Source organism: Gemmatimonadota bacterium (assembly GCA_026706845.1).
GTDB lineage: Bacteria > Latescibacterota > UBA2968 > UBA2968 > UBA2968 > VXRD01.
Window position 1 is genome coordinate 30,621 of record JAPOXY010000141.1, and the last position, 22,470, is coordinate 53,090.

General features: G+C 51.9%; 19 protein-coding genes. 12 read left to right on the forward strand and 7 right to left on the reverse strand.

Translation table 11 applies throughout. The features are described 5' to 3' along the window. Positions 1 to 17 precede the first annotated feature (17 nt). A complete protein-coding gene (locus tag OXG87_13930) occupies positions 18 to 1,046 on the reverse strand; it encodes a Gfo/Idh/MocA family oxidoreductase (protein ID MCY3870653.1) in 1,029 nt (342 codons plus the stop codon). 109 nt (positions 1,047 to 1,155) lie between these two features. Between OXG87_13930 and polX the strand changes: the two genes are divergently transcribed. The 3 genes from polX to OXG87_13945 all read left to right on the forward strand — a co-directional run bounded on the left by polX (position 1,156) and on the right by OXG87_13945 (position 4,804). After that, the gene (gene polX / locus OXG87_13935; GenBank protein ID MCY3870654.1) at positions 1,156 to 2,865 is read left to right on the forward strand and encodes a DNA polymerase/3'-5' exonuclease PolX; all 1,710 of its coding nucleotides are present in this window, start codon (positions 1,156 to 1,158) and stop codon (positions 2,863 to 2,865) included. A gap of 124 nt (positions 2,866 to 2,989) precedes the next feature. Further along, the gene (locus OXG87_13940; protein ID MCY3870655.1) at positions 2,990 to 3,430 is read left to right on the forward strand and encodes a TraR/DksA family transcriptional regulator; all 441 of its coding nucleotides are present in this window, start codon (positions 2,990 to 2,992) and stop codon (positions 3,428 to 3,430) included. Positions 3,431 to 3,505: 75 nt separating this feature from the next. Further along, positions 3,506 to 4,804, forward strand: coding sequence for a Glu/Leu/Phe/Val dehydrogenase (locus OXG87_13945; protein ID MCY3870656.1), 1,299 nt, complete (start codon positions 3,506 to 3,508; stop codon positions 4,802 to 4,804). A gap of 71 nt (positions 4,805 to 4,875) precedes the next feature. Here the strand turns inward: OXG87_13945 and OXG87_13950 are convergent, their stop codons facing one another. The 5 genes from OXG87_13950 to OXG87_13970 are packed head-to-tail and all read right to left on the reverse strand — an operon-like array spanning position 4,876 to position 12,107. Continuing rightward, on the reverse strand, positions 4,876 to 5,637 hold the full coding sequence (locus tag OXG87_13950) for an aldolase/citrate lyase family protein (GenBank protein ID MCY3870657.1): 762 nt from the start codon (positions 5,635 to 5,637) through the stop codon (positions 4,876 to 4,878). Positions 5,638 to 5,676: 39 nt separating this feature from the next. Continuing rightward, positions 5,677 to 6,966 (reverse strand): sulfatase-like hydrolase/transferase, encoded by a 1,290-nt coding sequence (locus tag OXG87_13955; GenBank protein ID MCY3870658.1) that lies wholly within the window; start codon positions 6,964 to 6,966, stop codon positions 5,677 to 5,679. 59 nt (positions 6,967 to 7,025) lie between these two features. Then, positions 7,026 to 8,186: a hypothetical protein gene (locus OXG87_13960; GenBank protein ID MCY3870659.1), complete on the reverse strand. Its 1,161-nt coding sequence runs from the start codon at positions 8,184 to 8,186 to the stop codon at positions 7,026 to 7,028. Positions 8,187 to 8,204: 18 nt separating this feature from the next. Beyond that, positions 8,205 to 10,742, reverse strand: coding sequence for a polynucleotide kinase-phosphatase (locus OXG87_13965; GenBank protein ID MCY3870660.1), 2,538 nt, complete (start codon positions 10,740 to 10,742; stop codon positions 8,205 to 8,207). Between the two features lie 3 nt (positions 10,743 to 10,745). After that, positions 10,746 to 12,107: a 3' terminal RNA ribose 2'-O-methyltransferase Hen1 gene (locus OXG87_13970; protein MCY3870661.1), complete on the reverse strand. Its 1,362-nt coding sequence runs from the start codon at positions 12,105 to 12,107 to the stop codon at positions 10,746 to 10,748. A gap of 343 nt (positions 12,108 to 12,450) precedes the next feature. Between OXG87_13970 and OXG87_13975 the strand changes: the two genes are divergently transcribed. From OXG87_13975 to OXG87_14010, 8 genes are all read left to right on the forward strand, one after another. Then, entirely contained in the window at positions 12,451 to 12,648 is a 198-nt protein-coding gene (locus OXG87_13975; GenBank protein MCY3870662.1) for a hypothetical protein, read from the forward strand. Positions 12,649 to 12,671: 23 nt separating this feature from the next. After that, a complete protein-coding gene (locus OXG87_13980; GenBank protein MCY3870663.1) occupies positions 12,672 to 14,060 on the forward strand; it encodes a transporter substrate-binding domain-containing protein in 1,389 nt (462 codons plus the stop codon). Between the two features lie 223 nt (positions 14,061 to 14,283). Continuing rightward, the gene (locus OXG87_13985; GenBank protein ID MCY3870664.1) at positions 14,284 to 15,663 is read left to right on the forward strand and encodes a S41 family peptidase; all 1,380 of its coding nucleotides are present in this window, start codon (positions 14,284 to 14,286) and stop codon (positions 15,661 to 15,663) included. A 109-nt stretch (positions 15,664 to 15,772) separates the two neighbouring features. Further along, positions 15,773 to 16,549 (forward strand): hypothetical protein, encoded by a 777-nt coding sequence (locus OXG87_13990; GenBank protein MCY3870665.1) that lies wholly within the window; start codon positions 15,773 to 15,775, stop codon positions 16,547 to 16,549. A 41-nt stretch (positions 16,550 to 16,590) separates the two neighbouring features. After that, positions 16,591 to 16,962 (forward strand): GntR family transcriptional regulator, encoded by a 372-nt coding sequence (locus tag OXG87_13995; GenBank protein MCY3870666.1) that lies wholly within the window; start codon positions 16,591 to 16,593, stop codon positions 16,960 to 16,962. Beyond that, the gene (locus tag OXG87_14000; protein ID MCY3870667.1) at positions 16,959 to 17,651 is read left to right on the forward strand and encodes an ABC transporter ATP-binding protein; all 693 of its coding nucleotides are present in this window, start codon (positions 16,959 to 16,961) and stop codon (positions 17,649 to 17,651) included. The genes OXG87_13995 and OXG87_14000 overlap by 4 nt, the downstream gene beginning before the upstream one ends. A gap of 182 nt (positions 17,652 to 17,833) precedes the next feature. Beyond that, the gene (locus OXG87_14005) at positions 17,834 to 18,580 is read left to right on the forward strand and encodes a hypothetical protein (protein ID MCY3870668.1); all 747 of its coding nucleotides are present in this window, start codon (positions 17,834 to 17,836) and stop codon (positions 18,578 to 18,580) included. A gap of 50 nt (positions 18,581 to 18,630) precedes the next feature. Next, entirely contained in the window at positions 18,631 to 19,398 is a 768-nt protein-coding gene (locus OXG87_14010; GenBank protein MCY3870669.1) for a hypothetical protein, read from the forward strand. A 43-nt stretch (positions 19,399 to 19,441) separates the two neighbouring features. Here OXG87_14010 and OXG87_14015 read toward each other — a convergent pair whose 3' ends face one another. Continuing rightward, positions 19,442 to 20,065 (reverse strand): NYN domain-containing protein, encoded by a 624-nt coding sequence (locus tag OXG87_14015; GenBank protein MCY3870670.1) that lies wholly within the window; start codon positions 20,063 to 20,065, stop codon positions 19,442 to 19,444. Between the two features lie 305 nt (positions 20,066 to 20,370). On the opposite strand from OXG87_14015, the gene OXG87_14020 reads away from it, so the two are divergent. Continuing rightward, on the forward strand, positions 20,371 to 22,470 hold a 2,100-nt coding region (locus OXG87_14020; GenBank protein MCY3870671.1), incomplete at its 3' end, for a DUF5686 family protein.

Genomic DNA, 22,470 nt, shown 5'->3' on the forward strand with positions numbered 1-22,470 from the left:
AATCCGGCACATCCTGATCAGAATTTGGCACTTTGGCGGCATAAGTCCATGACGCGCATGAGTTCGCGCGATTCTTCTATGCGTATATAGGGCGTGGCGTTGTTGACAATTACGTCGTAGATGTTGGCGTAGAAGTCGCGCTGTTTGTCCCGGGTGATGGGGATATCTTCTTCACGCCAGGGCAATCGGTCCCAATTGTCGTAGCTGCGTTCGGGTGCTGCGCCTTCGATGACGTTTAGCGGGGGTGCTTCTGCTGGGTCGTAATATCTTACTTTGAATACGTTGTCTTCGCGGATAGCTGTGCCGTATTTTCCACAGATATGCCAGAGGGGCATGATATGGGCAGTGGCTTGATTGATATGCACGTCTAAGAGTTGGCCAGATTCTTTTTTGAGCCAGGCTTTGACTACGTCGTCGGCGTCGCCCCGGGTGGCAATTGCCCAGCGTTTGCAATCGACTTCTGTGATCGCCGAGTCGTCCGAGAGATAGATGAGTTGGTCGAGGTAATGCGCACCGTAGTTGTTGAGCATGCCGCCGCTGTTTTTTCGCAAGCTCTGCCAGTCGTTTCGACGCACATAGCGATATACGCCCCTGTGTATGGCGTAGACGGGTCCCAGTATGCCGCTTTGAATAATTTCTCGCGCGGTTTGCGTTTCGGGTGTGAGGCGGTGGGGTTGATAGAGAAAGATGCGGCGGTTATTTTTTTCAGCCTGGGCGATCATGCGATCTGCCGAGGCGAGGGAGGTGGTCATGGGTTTTTCGAGGATGACGTGACAACCCTCGTTGAGGGCGCGAATGGTCATGTCTTCGTGCAATGAGGTCGGCGTGGCAATGGCGACTACATCGGGTAATGGGCCGGTCCAGAGAGATTCAAAATCGGTATGGGTTTCACAATCCGCTGCTGCACGTGCTTCGGATAAGCGTTCGGGCAGGGGATCGACGACAGCGGTGAGTTTAAATTGGTCGGATGAGAGGGCTTGCTGAAAGTGAAAACGCCAGCCGATGCGTCCCAGTCCGACGATGGCGATTTTTATGGTTTGGTTCATTGACGAATCTCCATTCTGTATCTATATTCTCCAAACTTTGACCAGGCGATTGAAGTTAAAATAACCATGTAGATTGCCAAATGTCCACTATATTTCCCGGTGGTTTTGAATGGATAATAAAGATATTGCCGCGGCATTGGAAGAGATGACCACGCTGATGGAATTGAATGGCGAGAATGCGTTTCGCATTCGGTCTTATGTCAATGCGGCACGGCAGATTGAGTTGTTGCAGGCGTCCGCTTCAGATTTGAGCGCGCGCGGTGAATTGGAATCTGTGCGCGGTATTGGCGCGAAGATGGCGGCAAATATTGCAATCCTTATTGATACGGGGCAGTTGCCGGGCCTGGGCGATTTGCGTTCCGCGCTGCCCGAGGGGTTGTTGGAGATGATTGAGGTGCCCGGTTTGGGGGCGAAACGGGTGCGGTCTATTTACGAGCAATTGGGTATTGCCGATGTGGATGCGCTGGCAAAAGCATGCGAGGCGGGTGAAGTCGAAAAGTTGCGTGGGTTCGGGAAGAAGACCGCTGAGAGTATTTTGCGCGGGGTATCTTATTTGCAGCAACATCGCGGGCGTTTTTTGAGCCGCACGGCGCGAGATGAAGCAGAGGCGTTGCGCGCTTATCTGTCAGATCAACCGGGGGCGATGCGTCTTTCAGTGGCGGGGAGTGTGCGGCGATGTATGGAGACGTGCAAGGATGTGGATATTGTTGCGAGCGCGAAAGACGGGAGCGCGCTTGCCGGGGCTTTTGTCGCGTATCCCGGTGTGGCAGAGGTTACGGGGTGGGGCGAGACAAAGGTGAGTGTTGTGCTGGATTCGGGTATGCGTGCAGATTTGAGGATTGTGCCGGATGCGGCGTTTCCCTATGCATTGCACCATTTTACGGGGAGTAAAGAACACAATACCGCGATGCGGCAGCGGGCAAAAGACCGGGGTATGAAGCTCAATGAATACGGTTTGTTCAAGGGGGATGAAAACGCGGTTTGTGCCGATGAGAAAGCACTATTTGCCGCATTGGGTTTGCATTATATTCCGCCCGAGTTGCGCGAGGGACGAGATGAGATCGAGTGGGCGGCACAAGCGCCATTGCCGGAGTTGGTCGCGCAATCCGATTTGAAGGGTACGCTTCATGTGCATACGACATATAGCGATGGGCGGAATAGTGTGGAGGATATGGCACGGGCGGCAAAGGCGCTGGGGTATGCGTATATCGGTATTTGCGATCACAGCAAGGCCGCGGCTTATGCCAATGGGCTGAATGAAGATCGCGTGCGGTTGCAGTGGGACGAGATTGATCGGGTCAACGATGCGGTGGAGGGTATTCGGGTGTTGAAGGGTATTGAGGTGGATATTTTGAGCGATGGAGGGTTGGATTTTGACGATGAATTTTTATCCGAGTTTGATCTGGTGGTTGCGTCTGTGCATTCGAAGTTTTCAATGACCGAAAAAGAGGCTACTGATCGGTTGATTCGCGCGGTTCAAAATCCCCATGTCGATATTTTGGGGCATCCATCAGGCCGCTTGTTATTGTCTCGCGAGGGCTATCCGCTCAATATGAAGGCGGTGATTGACGCTGCGGCCGAGGCGCGTACAGCAATTGAGATCAATGCCAATCCCGCGCGTTTGGAGTTGGATTGGCGGTTTTTGTCTTATGCGCGGGAGAAGGGTGTGCAAATCTCGATAAATACAGATGCCCACAGTACTGAGGGGTTAAAAGATATGTGCTTTGGGCTGGGGATTGCCAGAAAGGGTGGTCTGACGGCTGATGGTGTGCTCAATGCGCTTTCTGTAGAGAATTTTTTGGCTGCGCTTGGGGGATAGAATACCTGGAATTGCGATTTACTTTTGTTTTGCAAGACTTGACATTATTTTGCCGCTGACATATAATTGCGGACAAATTTATGGGGAGCAGATTTTTGGGAAATAAAAAAAGGACCAATAGGTAATGACAAAGCATGAACCTTTGAGTGATGAACAGCTCGCGTTTTATAAAAAAATTTTGACTGAGCGCAAGCGCGAGTTGCTCAAGCAAGTGCTCAGTCAAGATGAGGATCTCGATGAAATTAGAGGGGATGTCGCAGCCGATCCTCTCGATGCGGCAGGTAATGCGTCGTCGTTGGAGTTGATGACGACGCTGGGCAATCACGAGCGAAACGAATTGGTCGAGATTGACAATGCCTTGCAAAAAATTGAAAATCGAACGTATGGATTTTGCGAAGAGTCCGGTGAACCGATTCATCCGATGCGGCTCGAGGCTATGCCCACGGCGCGTTATACGGTACAGGTTCAGGAACGGATCGAACGCACACCTCAACAGCGTAGTCGGCCCCGCCGCCGCGTTTTGAAGCGCGAGGATTTGCCCATTTCTACAGATGACGATGAGTAATTTTGGAATTTGCAGATGATTACCCTATGGCCGTCAGGTATATCCTGACGGCTTTCTGTTTGAGGAGGATGTACGATGTCCGAATCATTGTTCAGCGATGCCAGCCAACGGCTCGACGAAGCTCTGGCGTATGCTTCTATTTCCGAGGAGGCTATTGAGCGGCTCAAATTGCCTAAATCGAGTTTGAAAGTTTCTATCCCGGTGCGGATGGATAACGGCGAGTTGCGTATTTTCCCGGGGTACCGGGTGCGCTACGACGATACGCGAGGTCCCACCAAAGGAGGCATTCGCTTTCATCCAGATGTGTCTATTGACGAGGTGCAGTCTCTGGCTTTTTGGATGACTTTCAAATGCGCGGTGGCCAATTTGCCCTTTGGCGGGGGCAAAGGTGGCATAACGGTTGATCCCAAGTCGCTGTCTCCGTTTGAACTGGAGCGGCTCAGTCGAGGTTATATCGACGCGGTGGCCGATTTTATCGGTCCGGATGTCGATATTCCAGCGCCAGATGTTTATACCAATGAGATGATTATGGGCTGGATGGTGGATCAGTATAGCATTATTAAGCGGCAGATTGCGCCTGCGGTGATTACTGGTAAGCCTTTGACTATGGGGGGGAGCCTGGGGAGGGATAAGGCGACTGCCCTGGGCGCTTTTTTTACTATGGAGGCGACTTTGCCCAGGCTCGGGTTGAGTGGCTCGCCCGCTACGACGACTGTGGCAGTGCAGGGTTTTGGCAATGCCGGGGCTATTATTGCTGAGTTGCTTTTTAACGCCGGTTACAAGGTTGTGGCGGTGAGCGATTCTATGGGTGGGATATATCGGCGAGAGGGTCTCGATATTCCCAGTGTGCGTCAGTTCAAGGATTCGACCCGCGCGCTTAAGGCTGTTTATTGCGAGGGCAGTGTGTGCAATGCGGTCGATCACGAGACGATTACCAATGAGGAATTGCTCGCGCTCGATGTCGATATCCTGGCTCCTGCGGCGCTGGAGAATCAGATTACGGCGTCTAATGCCCGCGATATTAAGGCGAGGGCGGTGTACGAACTGGCAAATGGTCCGACGACTCCGGAGGCGGACGAGATTTTGCGCGGGCGGGATGTGGTGGTGTTTCCCGATATTCTGGTCAATGCTGGCGGCGTGACCGTGAGTTATTTTGAGTGGGTGCAGAATCGTCAAGGTCTGTATTGGACGCTGGATGAGGTTAACCAGCGATTGAAACAGAAGATGGTCGAGGAGACGGAGCGCGTTTGGGATATTGCCCAGACACAGGGTATTTCCCAGCGTACGGCGGCTTATGTCCACGCTTTGAACCGAATCGGCGATGCGGTGCAAGCTAAGGGGACCAAGAGCTATTTCACGGGTGGGAGTGATTAGAATCGCTGGATATGGTGCAAAAAAAGGAGATACCAGGCGGTGTCTCCTTTTTCTTTTCTTGCGATGGTGGGTCAGGTCCGGATTTCACGAAGGATGTGGCGGCAGCCGTAGAGGTAGATGCCGGTGTCAACGGAGAGCGAGATGTAGCCCACGCCCGCGTCAATCCAGCGGTTGGCGGCTTCGGGAGAGTCGGCAAATGTGCCGACAGTGAGTCCGGCGTCGTTGATTAAGTTTGCGGCTTCGCGCATTCGGTCAACTACGCGCGGGTCGTTGACCTCGCCGGGTATGCCGAGAGATTGCGACAGGTCATAAGGTCCCAGGAAGATGACGTCGAGACCCGGAACGGAGATGATTTCTTCGAGGTTTTCAAGGCCTTCCACGCCTTCGATATGGATGAGTATCATCGATGAGGCATTGAGGCGTTCAAAGATGGCACCACCATCTGCAAAATAACGGGCTGCTCGGGTATAGGGCGAGACACCCCGCATACCCAGCGGTGAGTATTTGGCTGCCCGCACAACGGCTTCGGCATCGGCTTTGTTGCAGATTTGCGGTACCTGTACGCCGCCAGCACCTATGTCGAGGGCGCGCAGGATCTGTGCGGGGTCATTTTCTCGGACTCTGACTATGGGTGTGATATCGACGCCGTGTGCAACGCGGCAGAGGTCTTCGCAGGTGGGAATGTCGAGCGGCCCGTGTTCGGTGTCGAGGATGACAAAGTCAAATCCGCTGTATGCCGCGATTTCGATGAGTGCGCCAGAGCTGATGTTGACGAAAGGTCCGATGGCAACGCCGCCATTGGAGAGTTTGTTTTTGAGCAGGTTTTCGGCCATTTTGAAACTCCTGTTAAGGTAAAGATTTAAGCGGTAAAACTATACACCTGTAAAAGACCTATCATTTGTTTTTTCGCACCAGTCGCGCAGGCGGCGGCGGTGGTCGTCGAGTTCATTTTTGAAACGCGAGTTGACGGCGAGATTGACCATTTCGCCGGGGTCGTTCTGGAGGTCGATGAGTTGTTCGCGGTGGCGGCCCATGGGAAAGGCGCTGTATTTGTAGCGGTCGGTGAGTACGGCGCGCGAAGCACCGCTACCGCCTGGACCAGAGCCGAGGTCGATGATGGTTTCGACGACGAGGTCGTCACGCCACTCGCCGGATGTGTTGCCTTCTGCGAGAGGCCGCAGGCTCAATCCGTCGAGGTCCTCAGGAGCGCTTGCACCGCCGCTGTCGCATAAGGTGGGCAGCAGGTCGAGGCCGAGGGAGACGAGGTGCGTGTCGTTGACGCCGCCGGGTTGCGTGACGCCTTTGTGGCTGATGATGAATGGGATGTTGATGACTTCTTCGTAGAGGCTGGTTTTTTGATTCCAGTTGTGTGCGCCGTGTCCGTCGCCGTGGTCTGAGGTGAAAACGATATACGTATCTTCTTCGAGGCCCAGGTCGCGCAAGCCGTTGAGGAGGACGCCGATTTCGGCATCGACTTTTTCGCACAGGCGGTAATAGAGGAAGCGGAGGCGTCGCCAGTCGTCTTCGGTGTATTCGATGGTGGGATAGACGCGGCGGTTGGCCTGGCGCAGCATTTGGAGGATGTCGGGTGAATAGGGTGGGATGGCGAAGTTCGCGGGCAGGTTCGGGCATTCTTCTATGGTTGCGGGTTCTGGCACGGGACCTTGCGGAAGCGGCTGACTGCGGGCGACCTGGCAGATGTCGTGGGGATTGAGGAATGACGCGATGAGGAAGAAGGGGGTGTCGCGGTCGCGTTTCATAAATTCGATGGCGCGGAGGGGTACTTCGTCGTCGCGATTGCCACAGATGACTTCGAGGCCGCTTTCTTCAGGTGTGGTGCCCGGGACATGCCATTTGCCCGAGAGGGCGCAATCATAGCCCGCGTTTTTGAGAAAGTTGCCGAGGGTTTTGCCTTTGTATTCGTCTTTGATCGGGGTGCCGTTGCTCGTGGCGCCGTTTTGATGTGGATAGAGGCCCGTCATATAGCTGGCGCGCTGGGGTCCGCACAGGGGATGCGTGCAATAGGCGCGGGTGAAGCGCACGCCGGTTTGGGCGAGGCTGTCCATATTTGGGGTGTGTACGTCGGGGTTGCCCGCACAGGACATGGCCCCGGCGTATTGCTGATCGGTGATGATGAAGAGGATATTGGGACGATCTGGCATGTGACATCCTTTTTTGAAAGTGAGCGGTAGCTCGACGGTTAAAAAAAATCTGGTTTCATCTATGAGTATGTGGTGCCAAAGACGCTAACAAAGATGAGAAAATCGGCAAAGTTGATGACACCATCGTCGTTCAGGTCCATGCGGGCATCGTAATTGGCATCTGATGATGATAATCCAAAAACGCCGGTAAAGGCGAGAAAATCGGCAAAGTCAACGTCGTGGTCGCCATCGAAATCGCCGGAAATGATAGCAACAGTGATCACGGCGTTGGACACATCCAATGAGTCCTGTTGGCCATTGAGATTGGCCATTAAAGCGGTTTTGACAATGAGCGTTGTTTCTGGTTCAAGGGTTTTGGTCACTTGTAGGTCAATTTGACCGAGATAACCATTGGCTGGCACAGCAGGGGTAGAGATGAGTAGTGCGGATAGGATAGGACGGTCCGGTGTTTGGCGCAGGGGAGTACCTGTAAAGCTCGTGCCCGATATGCTGCCGATGTAGTTAGAAAATGTCTTGTCTGGCAGGTCGAGTTCTATTTCGTAACCATAAGTTTGTTTGTCTGCGGCCATTGGAACAAAGAGTTGGAATTGTATCGTGTCGTCTGCTGTTTGTTCGGGGATGATCAGTCTGTTGTTCTGTATAGCGGGTGTTTCAATTTGTGTGTCGAGGTGGAGTAGCATGCCTTCAAATTCACCGCTTGTAGGCTCGTTAAACGATATGATATTTGTCGTTGTGATTTCGTCGATCAATGCCACGCTTTGAGCAAGTGTAACCATCTTAATGCCCAGGGTGAATGCCTTATCCGTTACATCCACTGTGGTGGTAAACTCAGCGCGTGCTATAAAACCGGATTCCGGCAAGGTGACAGGGGTAGCAGATGCGAAATTTGTGCCGGTCGAGTCTGGTTCTGGAACAACAAAGGCGAACGCACTGTTTTCGGCTTTGTCAAAAGTCAAAATAGCAGAATCAAAGTCGAATATGACTACTACGCCAGCGAGAGGTGTGGTCACACCTTTTGCGAAGACTTCAACGGCAATTTTTGTGCCCTGTCCAGAGATGGTGCCTGAGGTAACACCCTCATCTGTCTGATTGCCCGACCCACCATCGGGAATGAGATCGAGCGATAACATGGCATTTGCATTGGGACCAGCAGAGGCTTGTCCCACAAGGGCCAGCAATGCAAGGGTGGTAACAAATAGAAATGCTTTTTTGAGAAACATTTGCGACCTCCTTCCTGACTACAGCCGCGGATCTACGGGCTCTGTTTCGAGCGCGAGGACGCCGAAGACGCATTCGTGGATGCGGCGCAGGGGCTCGTTTTGAACGAAGCGGCTGAGGGCTTCGAGGCCCAGGGCAAATTCGCGCAGGGCAAGGGATTGCTTGGTTTTGACATTGCGCCAGCGCAATTTTTCGAGATTTTCGGGAGTGGTGTATTCGGGACCGTAGATGATGCGGAGGTATTCGCGTCCTCTGCATTTGATGGCGGGCTGGATCAGCCGGTCTTTTTTATTTTGCGCAATGAAATTTATGGGTTTGACGACCATGCCCTCGCTACCCTGTGCTGTTTTTTCTTTCCACCATGCGGTGGTGTTGTCACAACTTTGTGTGTCGTTGAGATCGACGATGCGGTATGATGTGGCGTGGAGGATTTCGGGATCAGTCATGCACAGTTTTGAGAGGGTTTCCATGTGATAGGTGTGTGGCTGGTTGTGGTGAACGCTTCCTTCTGTGGCGAGGATGTGAAAGGGCGCGAGTTTGAGGTCTGTGAGATTGTGAACGGGCCAGCAGTAGGCGCGGTATGCGTGGATGTAGTGGTCGATGCGTTGTGAACTGGCTCTGTATTTGGCGAGCCAGTCGGCGACGTCGATATTGTTGGTCGCGGTGGCGTTGAGGGCTTCGATGGTGGCGTTGAGCGAGGTGCGGGCAGAGGCGCCGACAGCCGCGTATTGTTCTTGTAATAGTTGTTGTGCGCGCGCAGACCAGGGCATGAGTTCGCAGTCGAGGGCTATCCATGTGGTGTTGAGGTCATTCCAGAGGTTGGTTTTGGAGACGGCGTTTTGGAGGCGCGTGAGGAACGCGGTTTCGAGGGTTGTATCGTCAAAGAAGGAGCGGCCTGTTCGGGTATAACACGCGCCGGGTGCGGGTTCGGATAGGCCAAAACGCGAGCGGGCAACTTCGTCGTCTTTGCACAGGATGACAATGGCGCGGGATCCCATGTGTTTTTCTTCAGCTATGACCTGAGCGATGTTGTTTTCCCGGTAGTAGGCATAAGCTTCATCGGGGTGTTCGAGGATGTTGGGGCGCGAACTGGGTTTTGATGGGGACATGGTCGGCGGCAGGTAGATCAGCCATTTGGGGTCGATGGCGTAGCGGCTCATTATTTCGAGTGCGGCAGTGGCGTGTTCTTCGCGGATGGTGATGCGCGGGATGAGAAAGGTATCTACAGCGCGTTTGCCGCTGACGTCGTCGATGTCGAGCATGTCGTCGTGCGTTTGCTGTGCAGAGCGCGTGGTCTGAGAGGTAAGAGGACGCGAGGGTTTGCTATATGTTTTGAGCGCGGGTACGGAAACGCATTCTTTTTCGGGATAACGCAAGGCTGTGAGTGCGCCGCCATAGACGCAGCCTGTGTCGATGTTGATGGTGTTGTTGAGCCATTCGGGATTGGATACGGGGGTGTGTCCATAGACGACGGTGGCTGTGCCGCGATATCGCGCCGCCCAGTTGAGGCGGATGGGCAGGCCAAGTTCGTCGGTTTCGCCCGTGGTTTCGCCATATAGCGCGAAGGCGCGCACGGTGCCCGAGGTGCGTCCGGCGAGTTCTTCTTTCATTCCGGCGTGTGCAACGATGAGGTTGCCGTCGTCGAGTATGTAGTGGCTGACGAGGCTGTCGAGGAATTTTGCATAGCGTTTGTGGACTTCAATGGGATATGATTCGAGTTGTTCGAGGGTTTCGGAAAGGCCATAAGTGGGTCTGACCTTTTTGCCCTGTAGCGCGCGAACGAGGCGCGTGTCGTGATTGCCGGGGATGCAGAGGGCGGCGCCGGAATCGACCATTTGCATGACGAGATCGAGTACCTGGGGTGTTTGGGGACCGCGATCTACGAGGTCGCCGAGGAAGATGGCTTTGCGTCCCGGCGGTGGTGTTATATGGTTGGACTGAATGTCGTAGCCGAGTTTGTCGAGTAGCGCGAGGAGTTCGTCGTAACAGCCGTGTACATCGCCGATGATATCAAAGGGGCCGCGTTCGTCGCGGTGGTTGGGCCAAACTTTTTCGCGTGTGACGCACACGCGCTGGATTTCCTCTTCTGAGCGCAGGGTGTAGATGCGACGAAATCCTTCGCGTTTGAGGCGTTTGAACGAGCGGCGGAGTTGATGGCGTTGTTGTGCGATAACGCGATGCGCAAAGTTGCGGTCTGGGCGGTGTTTGTTGCGCTCGCGGCAGAGGTCTTCGGGCATATCGAGGACGATGGCGATGGGGAAGACGTGATGTTGTTTGGCCAGTGCGACGAGGGGTTTGCGGGCGCTTTCCTGTACGCTGGTGGCGTCGATAACGGTGAGTTTGTAATTGGCGAGGCGTTTGGCTGCCACGTAGTGGAGGGTTTCAAATGCCTCTTTTGTGATGGTCTGATCGGTTTCGTCGTCGCTGATGAGTCCGCGGAAGTAGTCGGAGGAGAGGACTTCGGTCGGTTTGAAGTGGGTTTTGGCAAATGTGGATTTGCCAGAGCCAGATACGCCGATGAGGACGACGAGGGAGATTTCGGGGAGTGAGATGTTCATGGTTTATTTTGTATTAAATACGGCCATTTGCGTTGGTGGGCCTGCTTTGGGATCTACGGGACCGATGGGTTTGATTGTTGTGTGGTAGTTGAATTTTTTTTCGATGCCTTGCGTCCAGTGTTGAAATTGTTTGCGCGACCACTCGAACCGGTGATCGGGATGGCGAAATTGCCCGGCGGGAAGAGATTCCCAAAGCGTGTTGAAGTCGGCGTTTGGGGTGGTGATGATGACGGTGTTGGGATGGGCATATTCAAATACGACGCGTTCGAAGACGGGTAGTCGCGATGGGTCGAGGTGTTCGATGACTTCTAAGAGTACTGCGGCGTCATAGCTGTCGAGGCGCGTGTCGCGATAAAATAGCGATCCGTGAATGAGTTCAATGCGGTTGCGCTGTATGGGTTGCTCGAGGCGTTTTTTGGCGCGGCTCAAGGCATGGTGTGAAACTTCCATGCCGAGGATTTTGGTAAATTGGGGGCGTTCTGACAGGACTTGTGTGAAGTGACCTTCACCGCAGCCGAGATCGATTACGCGTTGTGCGCCGCTGATTTCGAGTTCTTTGAGTACGGCATTGTGTCGTTGCTGGTTCAGCCTGAGGTTGTTTTCGACGACGAGTTCGTTGTCTTTGATATTGCGCGATAGGGGTTGTTCATCCATAAGGCGATAGGCTTCCTGGGTGAGGATGCGCTGGTGTCTGAGATATCGGTCAATGATGAGGTCGCGTTTGGGGTGGTCTGATAACCAGCCTTCGCCGCGGCGCATCAAGGTGTCGATTTCAGATTGGCTGACGAAGTAGTGTTTGTCGTCGTCGAGTACGGGGATGAGGACGTAGAGATGAGTGAGCAGGTTTTTTAGTGGGATGTTTGCTTCGAGTGCGACGGTGTAATACGGGCTGTACCCCCATTCTGAGAATTTTTCGTCGAGGTGGTGCGGTTTGGCTGTGACTTTATATCCCAATGGCTGAAACAGGTCGTTGAGCAGTTGGTCGCCACCGCGACACGGTAGAACGTGGATTTCTGCGCGCAAGGGAATGGCCCGGGTAACGAGGTCTGGTCGGTCGGCGCACTGGCCTTTGAGCGCGCTGCCAAATACGCGGGCGATGGCTACGCTGGTGAACGAGGAGGCGACATAGGGACGATCTGTGACGTAATCGCGAAGTGCAAAGGTGTTTTGGCGACGGCGTTTGAGGCCAATGGTGTCGAGGTCAAGCAATAGGGCAGCCGTGCATTTTTCATCGGTGGCTTCGGGATAAAATACATGTCCGTGACCAAAGGAGAGGTCAAAGGTCTGTGCACGTCCGGGATGTTTGTGTAGCAGATAGCCCAGGTCGGTTGCGGGGTTGTATGTGGTTGTGATGGTTAAGAGCATGTGAAGTGTGGAACAGTTTACAACTGGTCGCGTCATCCCGTGATGGTTCTACACGGGACCAGACCAGTTCACTGTGAAAGCCTGCCCCATAAAGTGTTATACGGGTGATAGCCCTCGTCATCGCGGCATGGTGTTGAGCCGCGATCCAGAGGTTTTGTTTGTTATTATTGACGTTGTGCATTGGAGTGCTGTTTCAAGATATATATAAAATTATATAAATGATAGTGTTACTTGTTCCAGTCCCTGTGTCAATCTTTTTATGTGGACTGAAATTTGTCGATGGTGTATTTTTTGGTGGATGCGAAGAGGTTTGAAGGGATTTACATTTTTGAAGGGGCGAAAAATGATACGCGAGATAGTGATGGCTGGCATATCCGTTGGGGCGGTGATTGCCCTGGCGTGGTGGATGGATCATCCAAAAAAAGAGGTGGGAAGTCTGTTGGCTGTTGGTGTGTTTGTGGTGATCGTTGTGGTTGCTTTTATAAAAAATAAGAATCAGGTGACGCGCTATCAAAGGATGAAGCACAAGAGAGATGAGTGAGTGTAGCCTGAGGACTATATAATATGAGGAGGATTGTAGTGTTGAGAGGGTTTAGCGGTGTGGTTGTGCTGGTCCTTGTCGCAGGACTGATGTGGCACTGTGGCGGCGAGCGCGTGATGATGGAGGTAGATGAGCAGGTTGGACAGCCGCTGAGTAAGTTGGCTGTGCAAAATAATGCGTCGGGGGCTGTGGTGGTGGCTTCTGTGCAGCAGGATGATGGGCCCATAAGTGGTGCAATGGTCGAGTTTGCGCGTTCTGTCGCAGGACAGGCGGCAGAGTATGCGTGGTCGGGAATGACGGATGAAGATGGTCGGGCGCGGTTGGAGATTGCGGGCGATGCGACGGGTTATTATCAGGCGCGTGTATCGCAGGATGGGCGCGTGATCGGTTTATGGTCGAGTATTCCGATTAATGCCGGCGATGAGTTGGTGGTCAATTTGCCCGTTGGGAGGAGGGCGAGTGTGACGAGGATGTCTCCGTCGTCGGCTTGCGCGGATCGCGTTCTCAATTTTGGTTTTTTCGCTTTTTTTGCGCCGGTTAGTTCCAGTTCGGATCCCGATCCGAATTCTGCCGGGTTTAATACGCATGTGGGTTATGAGGCGGATTTGTTGACGGCTCTTGAAGCGATGGATGGCGCGGGGCTGTCGTTTTCCCGGCGCAGTATTGCGGATTGGCCCAATATCTGGCTGCTGTCGGCTGGTCCGGAATACGATATTGTCGGCGGTGGTATTACGATTCTCGATTCTCGAACCCGCGATGAGATGGGCAATCAGGTGGTGACTTTTACTTCGGGGCATATTGCGTTTCGTCAATCGCTTCTGGTGCGTGCCGAAGATGGGATGCGCTGGACAAGCCACGACGATTTGACCAGCGAGGTGCGCGTGGGTGTGCTGGCGAGTACGACGGGGGAGGCGCGTTTACTGGTGCTGACGGGTCTTGTCAATGCCGATGGTATTTTGGCTGCAGGTGTGCGTGTTGAAACGCAAATGGATACAGTGGTCGCCGATGGGAGTGCAGATTATTTTATTACTGCTGCCGGCGCGTCGTCCAATCTCGATGGCAGGCGGCATCTTTATCCGCCTGTAGATACGATGCCACAGGTGGTTTATCTGGGAGCCAGCGAAGAAGAATTGCTCGGTGCGCTTGCGTCTGGTAGGGTAGATGCGCTTGCCCGAGGGGAGGTCGGCAACCGCGATGCGGTTCATGCTTCGGGTGGTGCGTTTGTGGTGACGGCGCTGGATGCTGCGGTTGAGTATGGCGGTTTTTCCCTTGCGGTTGAGGATGCGGATTTGGCTGCCTGTATTGATGATAAGATCAATTATCTGACGGATGACCGACGTATCGGCTATGGAGAGTGGCGACAAGATCCCTCAGTTTTCATAACCCGGGCCAGGATGTGGCAGGAGCAATGATATAATTTGGCTGTCATAGAGACATGGTTTCAGCCGCGATCTAGATGTGAAGTAGGAGGGAAATCCTTTTTCCGACTCTCTCGGCATATATCGACGTAAATCCTCAAAGCCTTCGGGTTTTGAGGATTTTTTTATTTTTCCGCTTGACAGTTGTGGCGTGCCAGTGTATTATTTAGGTAGAACACTAAGACACCACTGGTTTTTCACTCGATTGGAGGGTCAAATGATTGCTCGATATTTTAAGTCCTATCGCTCTGGTCTCGGGATTTTCGCAACAGCGCGTCGAACACTATTGGGCTTCTGTTTATTCATCGGATGCATGACCGCAGGTGCCGAGGAACCTCCCCGTGTGGTACGGACTGTGCCGGAGAACGGCGCGCAGTCGGTAGATGCCGCTACGACGGAATTGCACGTTACTTTTGACCAGCCCATGAGGCGCGGCATGTCGTTTACGATTATAGGGAACAAATCTATGTTCCCAGAGGTTGCCGGAAAGCCCCGGTGGATTTCTGATACGACTATTGTGCTTCCTGTTAAACTCAAGCCGGGCCGCGAATACAGCCTGGGCATTAATTCAGAGCGGTCTCAGAAGTTTCGGGGAATCAATGGGCTTTCCGCGGTTCCCTGTCCCATTTCTTTCGGGACTGCTCTTTCAGGCGATGTGAAACCCCTGGATCCAGAAAAGAATCGGAAATCGTTGAAGCAGTTGAGGTCGGCCATTGAGGAGAAGTATTCCCATCGCGATCTGCGGAGCATAGATTGGGACGCCAGGTTTGCCGAGTTCGAATCGCGGTTGATTGATGCGAAGACGCCCGGCCAGTTTGCCATTCTTGCCGGACAACTTCTTGAGGTCGCCCGCGACGCGCATATTTGGCTCGATGCGGATGGTGATCGATTAGCTGGTTTTCGACGCAATGTTCGCCCCAACGCAGATCGAGAGTTGCTGAAACGAATAGTACCTCAGCTTCGATCCGTCAATCGCGTGGTGGCTACCGGGAGGTTTCCGGATGGACCGGCGTATCTGGTGATTGGAAGTTGGGCACAAAAAGCGGCCCGAGATATCGAGGCCGCCGCGAAATGGATCGATGGGCTGTCGCCGGATGATACCTTGATTCTGGATATTCGATTTAACAGTGGGGGAGACGAGCGGTTGGCGAGAAAGATCGCCGGTCGATTTGTCGAGCGATCTGTGGTATATGCCGGTCATCTCAATCGCGACACTTCCAGTCCTTCTGGTTTTTCCAGGATCAAGAAGCGAACGCTGAAGCCAATTCGGCCCGGGTTTCGAGGACGCACGGTCGTTTTGATGGGGCCGGTCAATATGAGCAGTTGCGAGGCGTTTTTGTTGATGATGAAGCAGGCACCGCAATGCACACTGATGGGCGAGAAGTCCTACGGTAGTTCGGGCAATCCAAAGCCCATTTTCCTGGCGAATGGGGTAACCGTGTTTCTTCCGTCGTGGGTGGCTTTGACGCCCGATGGAGAGCCGTTCGAGGGTAAGGGTATATCACCGGATGTTCACGTCGAATTTCTCGACGAGCTTGGGGATCAGGATCCGTTGATCAACGCTGCTCTTGAATTGTTGAAAGAAGGTCAGGGATAAAACGTAAAACGTGAGAAGAGAGTATCATCGCGGCATGTCCCCTGCCTAAAGCATGCAGAGGCAAACTTGAGCCGCGATCCAGTCTACCGCGATTTCAAAGGAGTATGACATGAAACAATTTTTTGCCCTATATGTGAAGGAACTCAAAGCGAATAGAGCACTTTTTCTGTTTTTGCTCCTTTTGATTGTGGGGATGAATGTCTATGGGCTTATCCTGGTAGAAAATTTTACGTTTTTAGAAATAAAAAAAGAGACAGGGGGACATATTCAAATTCTCAATATTCCCTGGTCAGGGCTGGCTGCTCTTATCTTCGTTTTTAGTCTGCCCTTTTTGCTGGCGCATGCCTTCAATACCGAATGGAAATCAGAAACGCATTATCAGATGTTTGCACTAACGGTACCTCAGTACACGGTCATTCTGTCAAAAGTCGCTGCGGTTGCGAGCAAGGGCATTGTAGGCGGCGTAATTGTGACTATCGGTCTGTCTTTATGGGCAGCGCGTAAGGCCGCTTTGCCGAACGTAAAGATATTGTCAGTAGGAGGAACAGAAGTTACGGCATTTTTTGATTTTGCTCTTGTGGTTGGTTTGGTACTTATGACGTATATGATTTTTATTTTCGGTGTTGTGACCGGGATGGAGGGAGTGAAGTTCACAGTTAAGCGGTATCGGGGATTGGTTGCGGTTGCTTTTTTTGTTTTATCCACATTTTTATACGGTCAGCTTTTCCAACAAGGTGAGAGGGCATTCAAATTTTTCGGACAGATTTCAATGTCTCCTCCTGCTGAATTTGCAATTGATGTGGGACCTTTTATCTATACGATTCTGATGGGCGTCATCTTTATGATTATTGGGCTTGTTGTGTATGAAAAACGCGCGGAAATATGAGGTTCGATCTATGACTGTAAAAAAAGTCAGGAGGCATTTGTATGCCACCTTATGAGTTTGATCCAAATGCGCCTATTTATTTGCAAATTATCGGCGAGATCAAAAAGCGTTCGGTGCGCGGGGTTTATTCGCCGGGGTCAAAGTTGCCTTCGGTGCGGGATATGGCGAAGGAAATGGGCGTGAATCCCAATACAATGGCGCGGGCTTATGCAGAGCTTGAGCGAGAGGGGTTTGTTTTTACGCGGCGTGGGCAGGGTTCGTTTGTGACAGAGGATGGGAAGAAGATTGAGGCTGAGAAGCGGGCGTTGGCAAAGAGTGCTGTTGCGCGGTTTGTTGCCGAGGTTGGAGAATTGGATCTTTCCAGCGAGCAAATTGCCGATTTGTTGCGCGATATAGAGGAGGATTTGACATGATGATCGATGTTCGAGATGTTTGGAAGCGATATCCGGGCGCGTGGGCGCTACGCGGTGTTTCTTTTCAGGTTGAGCGCGGGCGTGTGCAAGGTGTGTTGGGCGAGAACGGGAGTGGGAAGAGTACTTTGTTCCGCATTCTAGCTGGTTTGACCCGTCCGTCGCGGGGATCCGCCGAGGTGATGGGGCAAGCGGTGAGTGTGAAGACCCGGCAGCATGTGGCTTATTTGGCGGAGATCAATCCGTTTTACGATTGGATGAAGGTGATGGAGCAGGTGGAGTTTCTGGCGCGTTTTTATCCAGGGTGGGATATGGATAAGTCGCGCGAGTTGCTGAGTTTTATGGGGCTGGATGAGGATAAGAAGGTGGGCGCGCTTTCGCGGGGTCAACAGGGACGGCTCAAGGTGGTGTGCGCGTTTTCCTGGCCGAGTGATCTGGTTTTGATGGATGAGCCGCTATCCGGTATTGATCCCCCGTCGCGCAAGCGCATTGTCGAGGCTTTGTTTAGCGAGTTTCGATTTGGGGAGCAGACGATTTTGATTTCGACGCATCTGGTCCATGAAGTGGGCGAGTTTATCGAAGATGTGATGTTTATGAAAGAGGGCGAGATCGCACTTTCCGGCAATGCAGATGCGCTACGTGAGGAACGGGGAGAGTCGCTTTCCGAGATGTTTGAGATGGTGGCGATGTGAGAGGGCGGTGTCTCTATGTCCGTCCATCAGCGTAGGGGCGGTGCCCCCGTGCCCGCCCGGTAATGTAGGGTTTGGTACTATTCTGTTGTAGGGGACGGTCCCCTACTTAGAACATGCAGGATCAGGCTCCCGTCATCGCGGCAGGTTTTTAGCCGCGATCCAGTGCTTTCAAGGAGTATGCCATGAAACCATTTTTTGCATTATACGTGAAGGAACTCAAAGCGAATAAAACCCTTTTTCTATTTTTGTTGCTTTTGATCGCGGGGTTGAATGCGTATGGGCTTATCCGAATAGAAGATGGTTTGGATTTCGAAGAGGCATTCAAACAGATATTTATTTGGACGACGATAGCAATTTTTCTCGTTCTTCTCAGTCTGCCCTTTTTGTTGGCGCATGCCTTCAATTCTGAGTGGAAATCGGAAACGCATTATCAGATGTTTGCGTTGCCAGTATCACAATACACGGTGATTCTGGCAAAGGTCGCTGTGGTTGCGAGTATTGGTTTTGTGGGTGGTGGGATTGTTATAGGAAGCCTGTATTTACTGATTTTGGCCAATCTGCCAGGTCAAATTCTATCATTTGATGGGATGGAGGTTACCTTATTTTGGGATTTTGTTTTTATGTGTGGTTTAGGGCTTGTAACATATATGGTTTTCATCCTCGGCCTTGTGACCGGGATGGAAGGCATAAAGTTTTCGGTCAAGCGGTATCGGGGATTGACTGCGGTCGCTTTTTTTGCACTTGCCGTGTTTTTATACATCCGATTTTTTCAGCAAGGAAAGATGGCGTTAGATTTTTTAGGGCAAATCTCAATCCTTCCTACGCCTTCTGGACAAATAGCGTGGGCGCCGTTTGTCTATACCATTCTTACGGGTATCATCTTTATGATCATTGGGCTTGTGATGTATGAAAGACGCGCGGAAATATAAATTCCGAATTGTGTAATGGTGGTCGAATACTCTTTACTTGGGATCGTGATATGAAACCATTTTTTGCATTATACGTGAAGGAACTCAAAGCGCATAAAATCCTTTTTTTATTTGTGCTGCTTTTAATTGCGGGGATGAATGCTTATGGGATTATGCAGGTAGAATATGTTTGGCATTTTAAGGATGTGATCGAGTCCGGCGATAATCTTCCTTTTATTCTTTGGCCCAGTTTCAGCTATTTCTGGCCAATGCTGGCTGTTTTTACTCTTGTTCTGAGTTTGCCCTTTTTGCTGGCGCATGCCTTCAATTCCGAGTGGCGATCCGAAACGCATTATCAGATGTTTGCGATACGAGATTCACAATATATCGTGAATTTGACAAAGGTCGCTGCGGTCGCGAGTGTAGGCTTTGTGGGCGGTGGAATGGTAGTTTGCAGTCTGTATTTCTGGATGGTGCGTAAGGCCGAGTTTGTAGATGGCGTAATAGAGTTGATGTCATTTCCCCATTTTACTCTGGTGACGGGCTTGATTCTTGTGACGTATATGGTTTTCATCCTCGGTCTTGTGACCGGGATGGAGGGAGTGAAGTTTTCGGTTAAACGGTATCGGGGATTGACTGCGATTGCTTTTTGTCTGGTATCCGTATTTTTATATGGCTGGCTTTTCCTGCAAGGGGAGAGGGCGTTTGAATTCTTAGGACAAATTGCGATGCCTCCTTTTGGAGTTGTGAATGTGGCTCCTTGTGTCTATACCATTTTTACGGGTATCATCTTCATGATCATTGGGCTTGTGATGTATGAAAAACGTGCGGAAATATAGATTCCAAGTTGTGCAACTTCCCGTCTTAATGATCGGTGTTACATCATTTCTCAGGGAGACGCCGGTTAAGGTCAACTGGGACCGCATAGCGTGGAGCGGCGATGGGTTCGCCTGGAGCAGCTCGTTCCAGAAAGGTTAAGCTGTCGTAGAAATCATCCAATGCAATAAATTTACCGTTCTCCTCCGCCCATTCCCGCATCCGGCGATTGCAGCTATGCCGCCACGACAAAACTTCAATACGCCAACCTCGGCGTCGCATGCGCTCCAGGTCAGCGTGAAAGCCGACGCCATCATCAAAGCCGGCTCCGTCTCCTGTGAGCATGACCACAATACCTGGGTTGCCGTTATAATCGAATCCATCGCGCAGCATCTCGGTTTGCAAAACCTGGTCCACGCCCTGTTCTCGCCCCTGTATTGCACCGCGTTCCAATAGCTTGATGGTAACGCCTTCGTTCTCCAAACGATTCCAGACGTGCCGTAGTTCTGGTGGGATAGAGCCAACGGCGACAGCGTGCTCAATTTTTCGTCCGGCACACGCCAGTTCCAGCAGATTCCGAAAGTGAATACGCACGCGAGAACGCACAGATTCGCCTTCCCGGTCAATGGCAACTTGTTGAGCACTGATGAAAATGTTGGAATCGTCCCAATAGATAAAAACTTTGTCCATTTTGTCTCTCCGGTTTTGCTCGTCCCGGTTACAATCAATTTTTTAACCCATATCTAAAAATAGCCTATTTGCCATGACCAGTCAACATGAAGGCTGGAGGTTGGGCGACTGGTGTTTCTGGCGACTTATGTGCCTCAGAGAGAGAGACGTAGGAATTCAGCGACACAATATGGGGCGTTTTGCCCGTGGATAGACGACGGGCGGCCGTTTTGGCTATATATGAATTGACTAACCTTCCAAAATTTGGTAAAAGTAGTAAAAACACAAGCCTTTTCATGATGGATAGGCTACTTTCGGGCCAAGATATGCCAAAGATGAGGGATGCTATTAGACAGGTACAGAAATGCGTCTTGACAACGCGCTGGATATGGCTATTTGCCGTTCTTTTGCTGGCTGCTCAGGTGCAGGCAAAGGTGATTCAGGGCACTGTGACCGATGCGTCAACAGGAGAGCCGCTTCCCGCTGCGACGGTGCATGTTCTGGGGGCTTATGATGGCACGATTTCGAATACCGAGGGCAAGTATGTGCTGTCTTTGCGCTCTCTTCCCGCGGTGGTGGAGGTGCGTTATATAGGCTATCGATCGCAGCAGCACCAGGTGACGGAGGACGCAGCCGATGTGCGCGATTTTGCTCTGGAGCCAGTGCCGATTGAGTTGGAGACGCTCGTGGTGAGAGCTGAGGATATGGGTCCCAATATTATGCGTAAGGTTATCGCGCAGAAGCAAACGTGGTGGGATAGTCTGGAGACGTTTCGCGTTGAGGCTTATTCGCGGTTTGTTTTATACAAGGATACTGAGATTGTCGCGATTGTCGAGAGCTTATCCGATGGTTTTTGGGATCAAAAAAAAGGGTGGCGAGAGGTCGTTAAGGACAAACGCGAGACAGAGAATTTGGATTTGGGGATTGCACTGCCCGCGGCTGCGGGTGTGAATTTGTACGATGATGAGACGAAAATCTTCGGTCATAATTTGATTGGCGTTACGCATCCCGATGCATTGGAGCACTATGATTTTGTGCTCGTAGGCCGTCGCAAAATGGATGATCGCATTATTTACGATATTGATGTGAAACCCAAACACAGCCTCAAGACGGCTTTTAATGGTCGCGTGGCTGTGCTTGATAGTGTGTACGCGCTCGTGGAGGTGGAACTGACGCCAAATCGGGCGTTTTTGTTTCCACCGCCTATTCGCGAATTGAATATTACTATGCGCCAACAGTTTAGCAATTTCGGTGGTGATTACTATTTGCCGGTGGGCTATCAGTCGGATATAAATATTAAAGTTGGAATGGTTGGTTTAAAATTTCCGCCTTTTGAGAGACAGCGCATTTCTCGTTTGACGGGGTATGAGGTGAATGTCGCGTTGCCCGATTCGCTTTATGATCAGGATCGCATCGTAGTGGTTGATTCTATGCGTGTCGAGCAGGATAGTTTACTCGTTCAAACAGGACTCGCCGTGCCGTTGGATGATATTGAGCAAGAGGCTTATGCGCGCATTGACAGCACGATGACGCTGGATAAAGCGTATGAGCCAAAGGGGTTTTTGGCGCGTTTTGTGAAGGAGGATGAGGAAAAGAAGAATGAGGAGGATGGTAAGAAGGGACGCAAATTGCCGTTTCGATTCAAATCCGAGGTGTGGTTCAATCGCGTGGATGGCGGGCATCTGGGTTCAAAAATTTCTTCGAGGTCGAGTCGAAGCCGAGCGGCTTTTGCAGGTGGAGGTGCGTATAATTTCGGCTTGAAACGGTGGTCTTTGAATGGCAAGGCAACGGTGCGCTGGGGAGCGGACAAAAAGGGATTTGTTTCGCTTGAGGGATTTCGCGGGACAGATACGCGCTATCGGTCGAGATTATATAGCCGGTTTAAGGCCAGTTTTCAGCAAATTGATGGTTTAGAGGATTATTTTGATTTTTTCTGGCGCGAGGGTGTAAGAGGAACGGCGGGCTATCGGTTTGGTCGTCCGCGAAGGGCGGGTGTGCGGTTGAGCGGTGGGATTCATGTTGCGCAACACAGTTCGGTGGAGAAGACGACGGATTGGCATTTGAGTGGGGATATTGATGTGCAACGGCCAAATCCAGGCATTGATCCGGGCAATTTGCGTTCTGTATTTTTGCACGCGGATATCGAGGGTAGAAATTCGGGGCTTGCACTTATTTTTGGACAAAGAAAAATTACGCTGGAGGTTGAACACAGTCGGCCGGAATTCGGTAGTGATTTTGATTTTACACAGGTTCGGATGCTGTTGGATTGGCGTATCGAGACGCTGTTTAAGCGGCGTTTGTTGCCCAATGTGCTCGATGTGCGCGTTGTCGGTAGCGCGTTTACGGGGACACTGCCCAGGCAGCGTTTTGAGGTGTTGGATTTAGGGGTGCTATTGAGCAGGGTTTCGATATTCGGGGGATTTCGA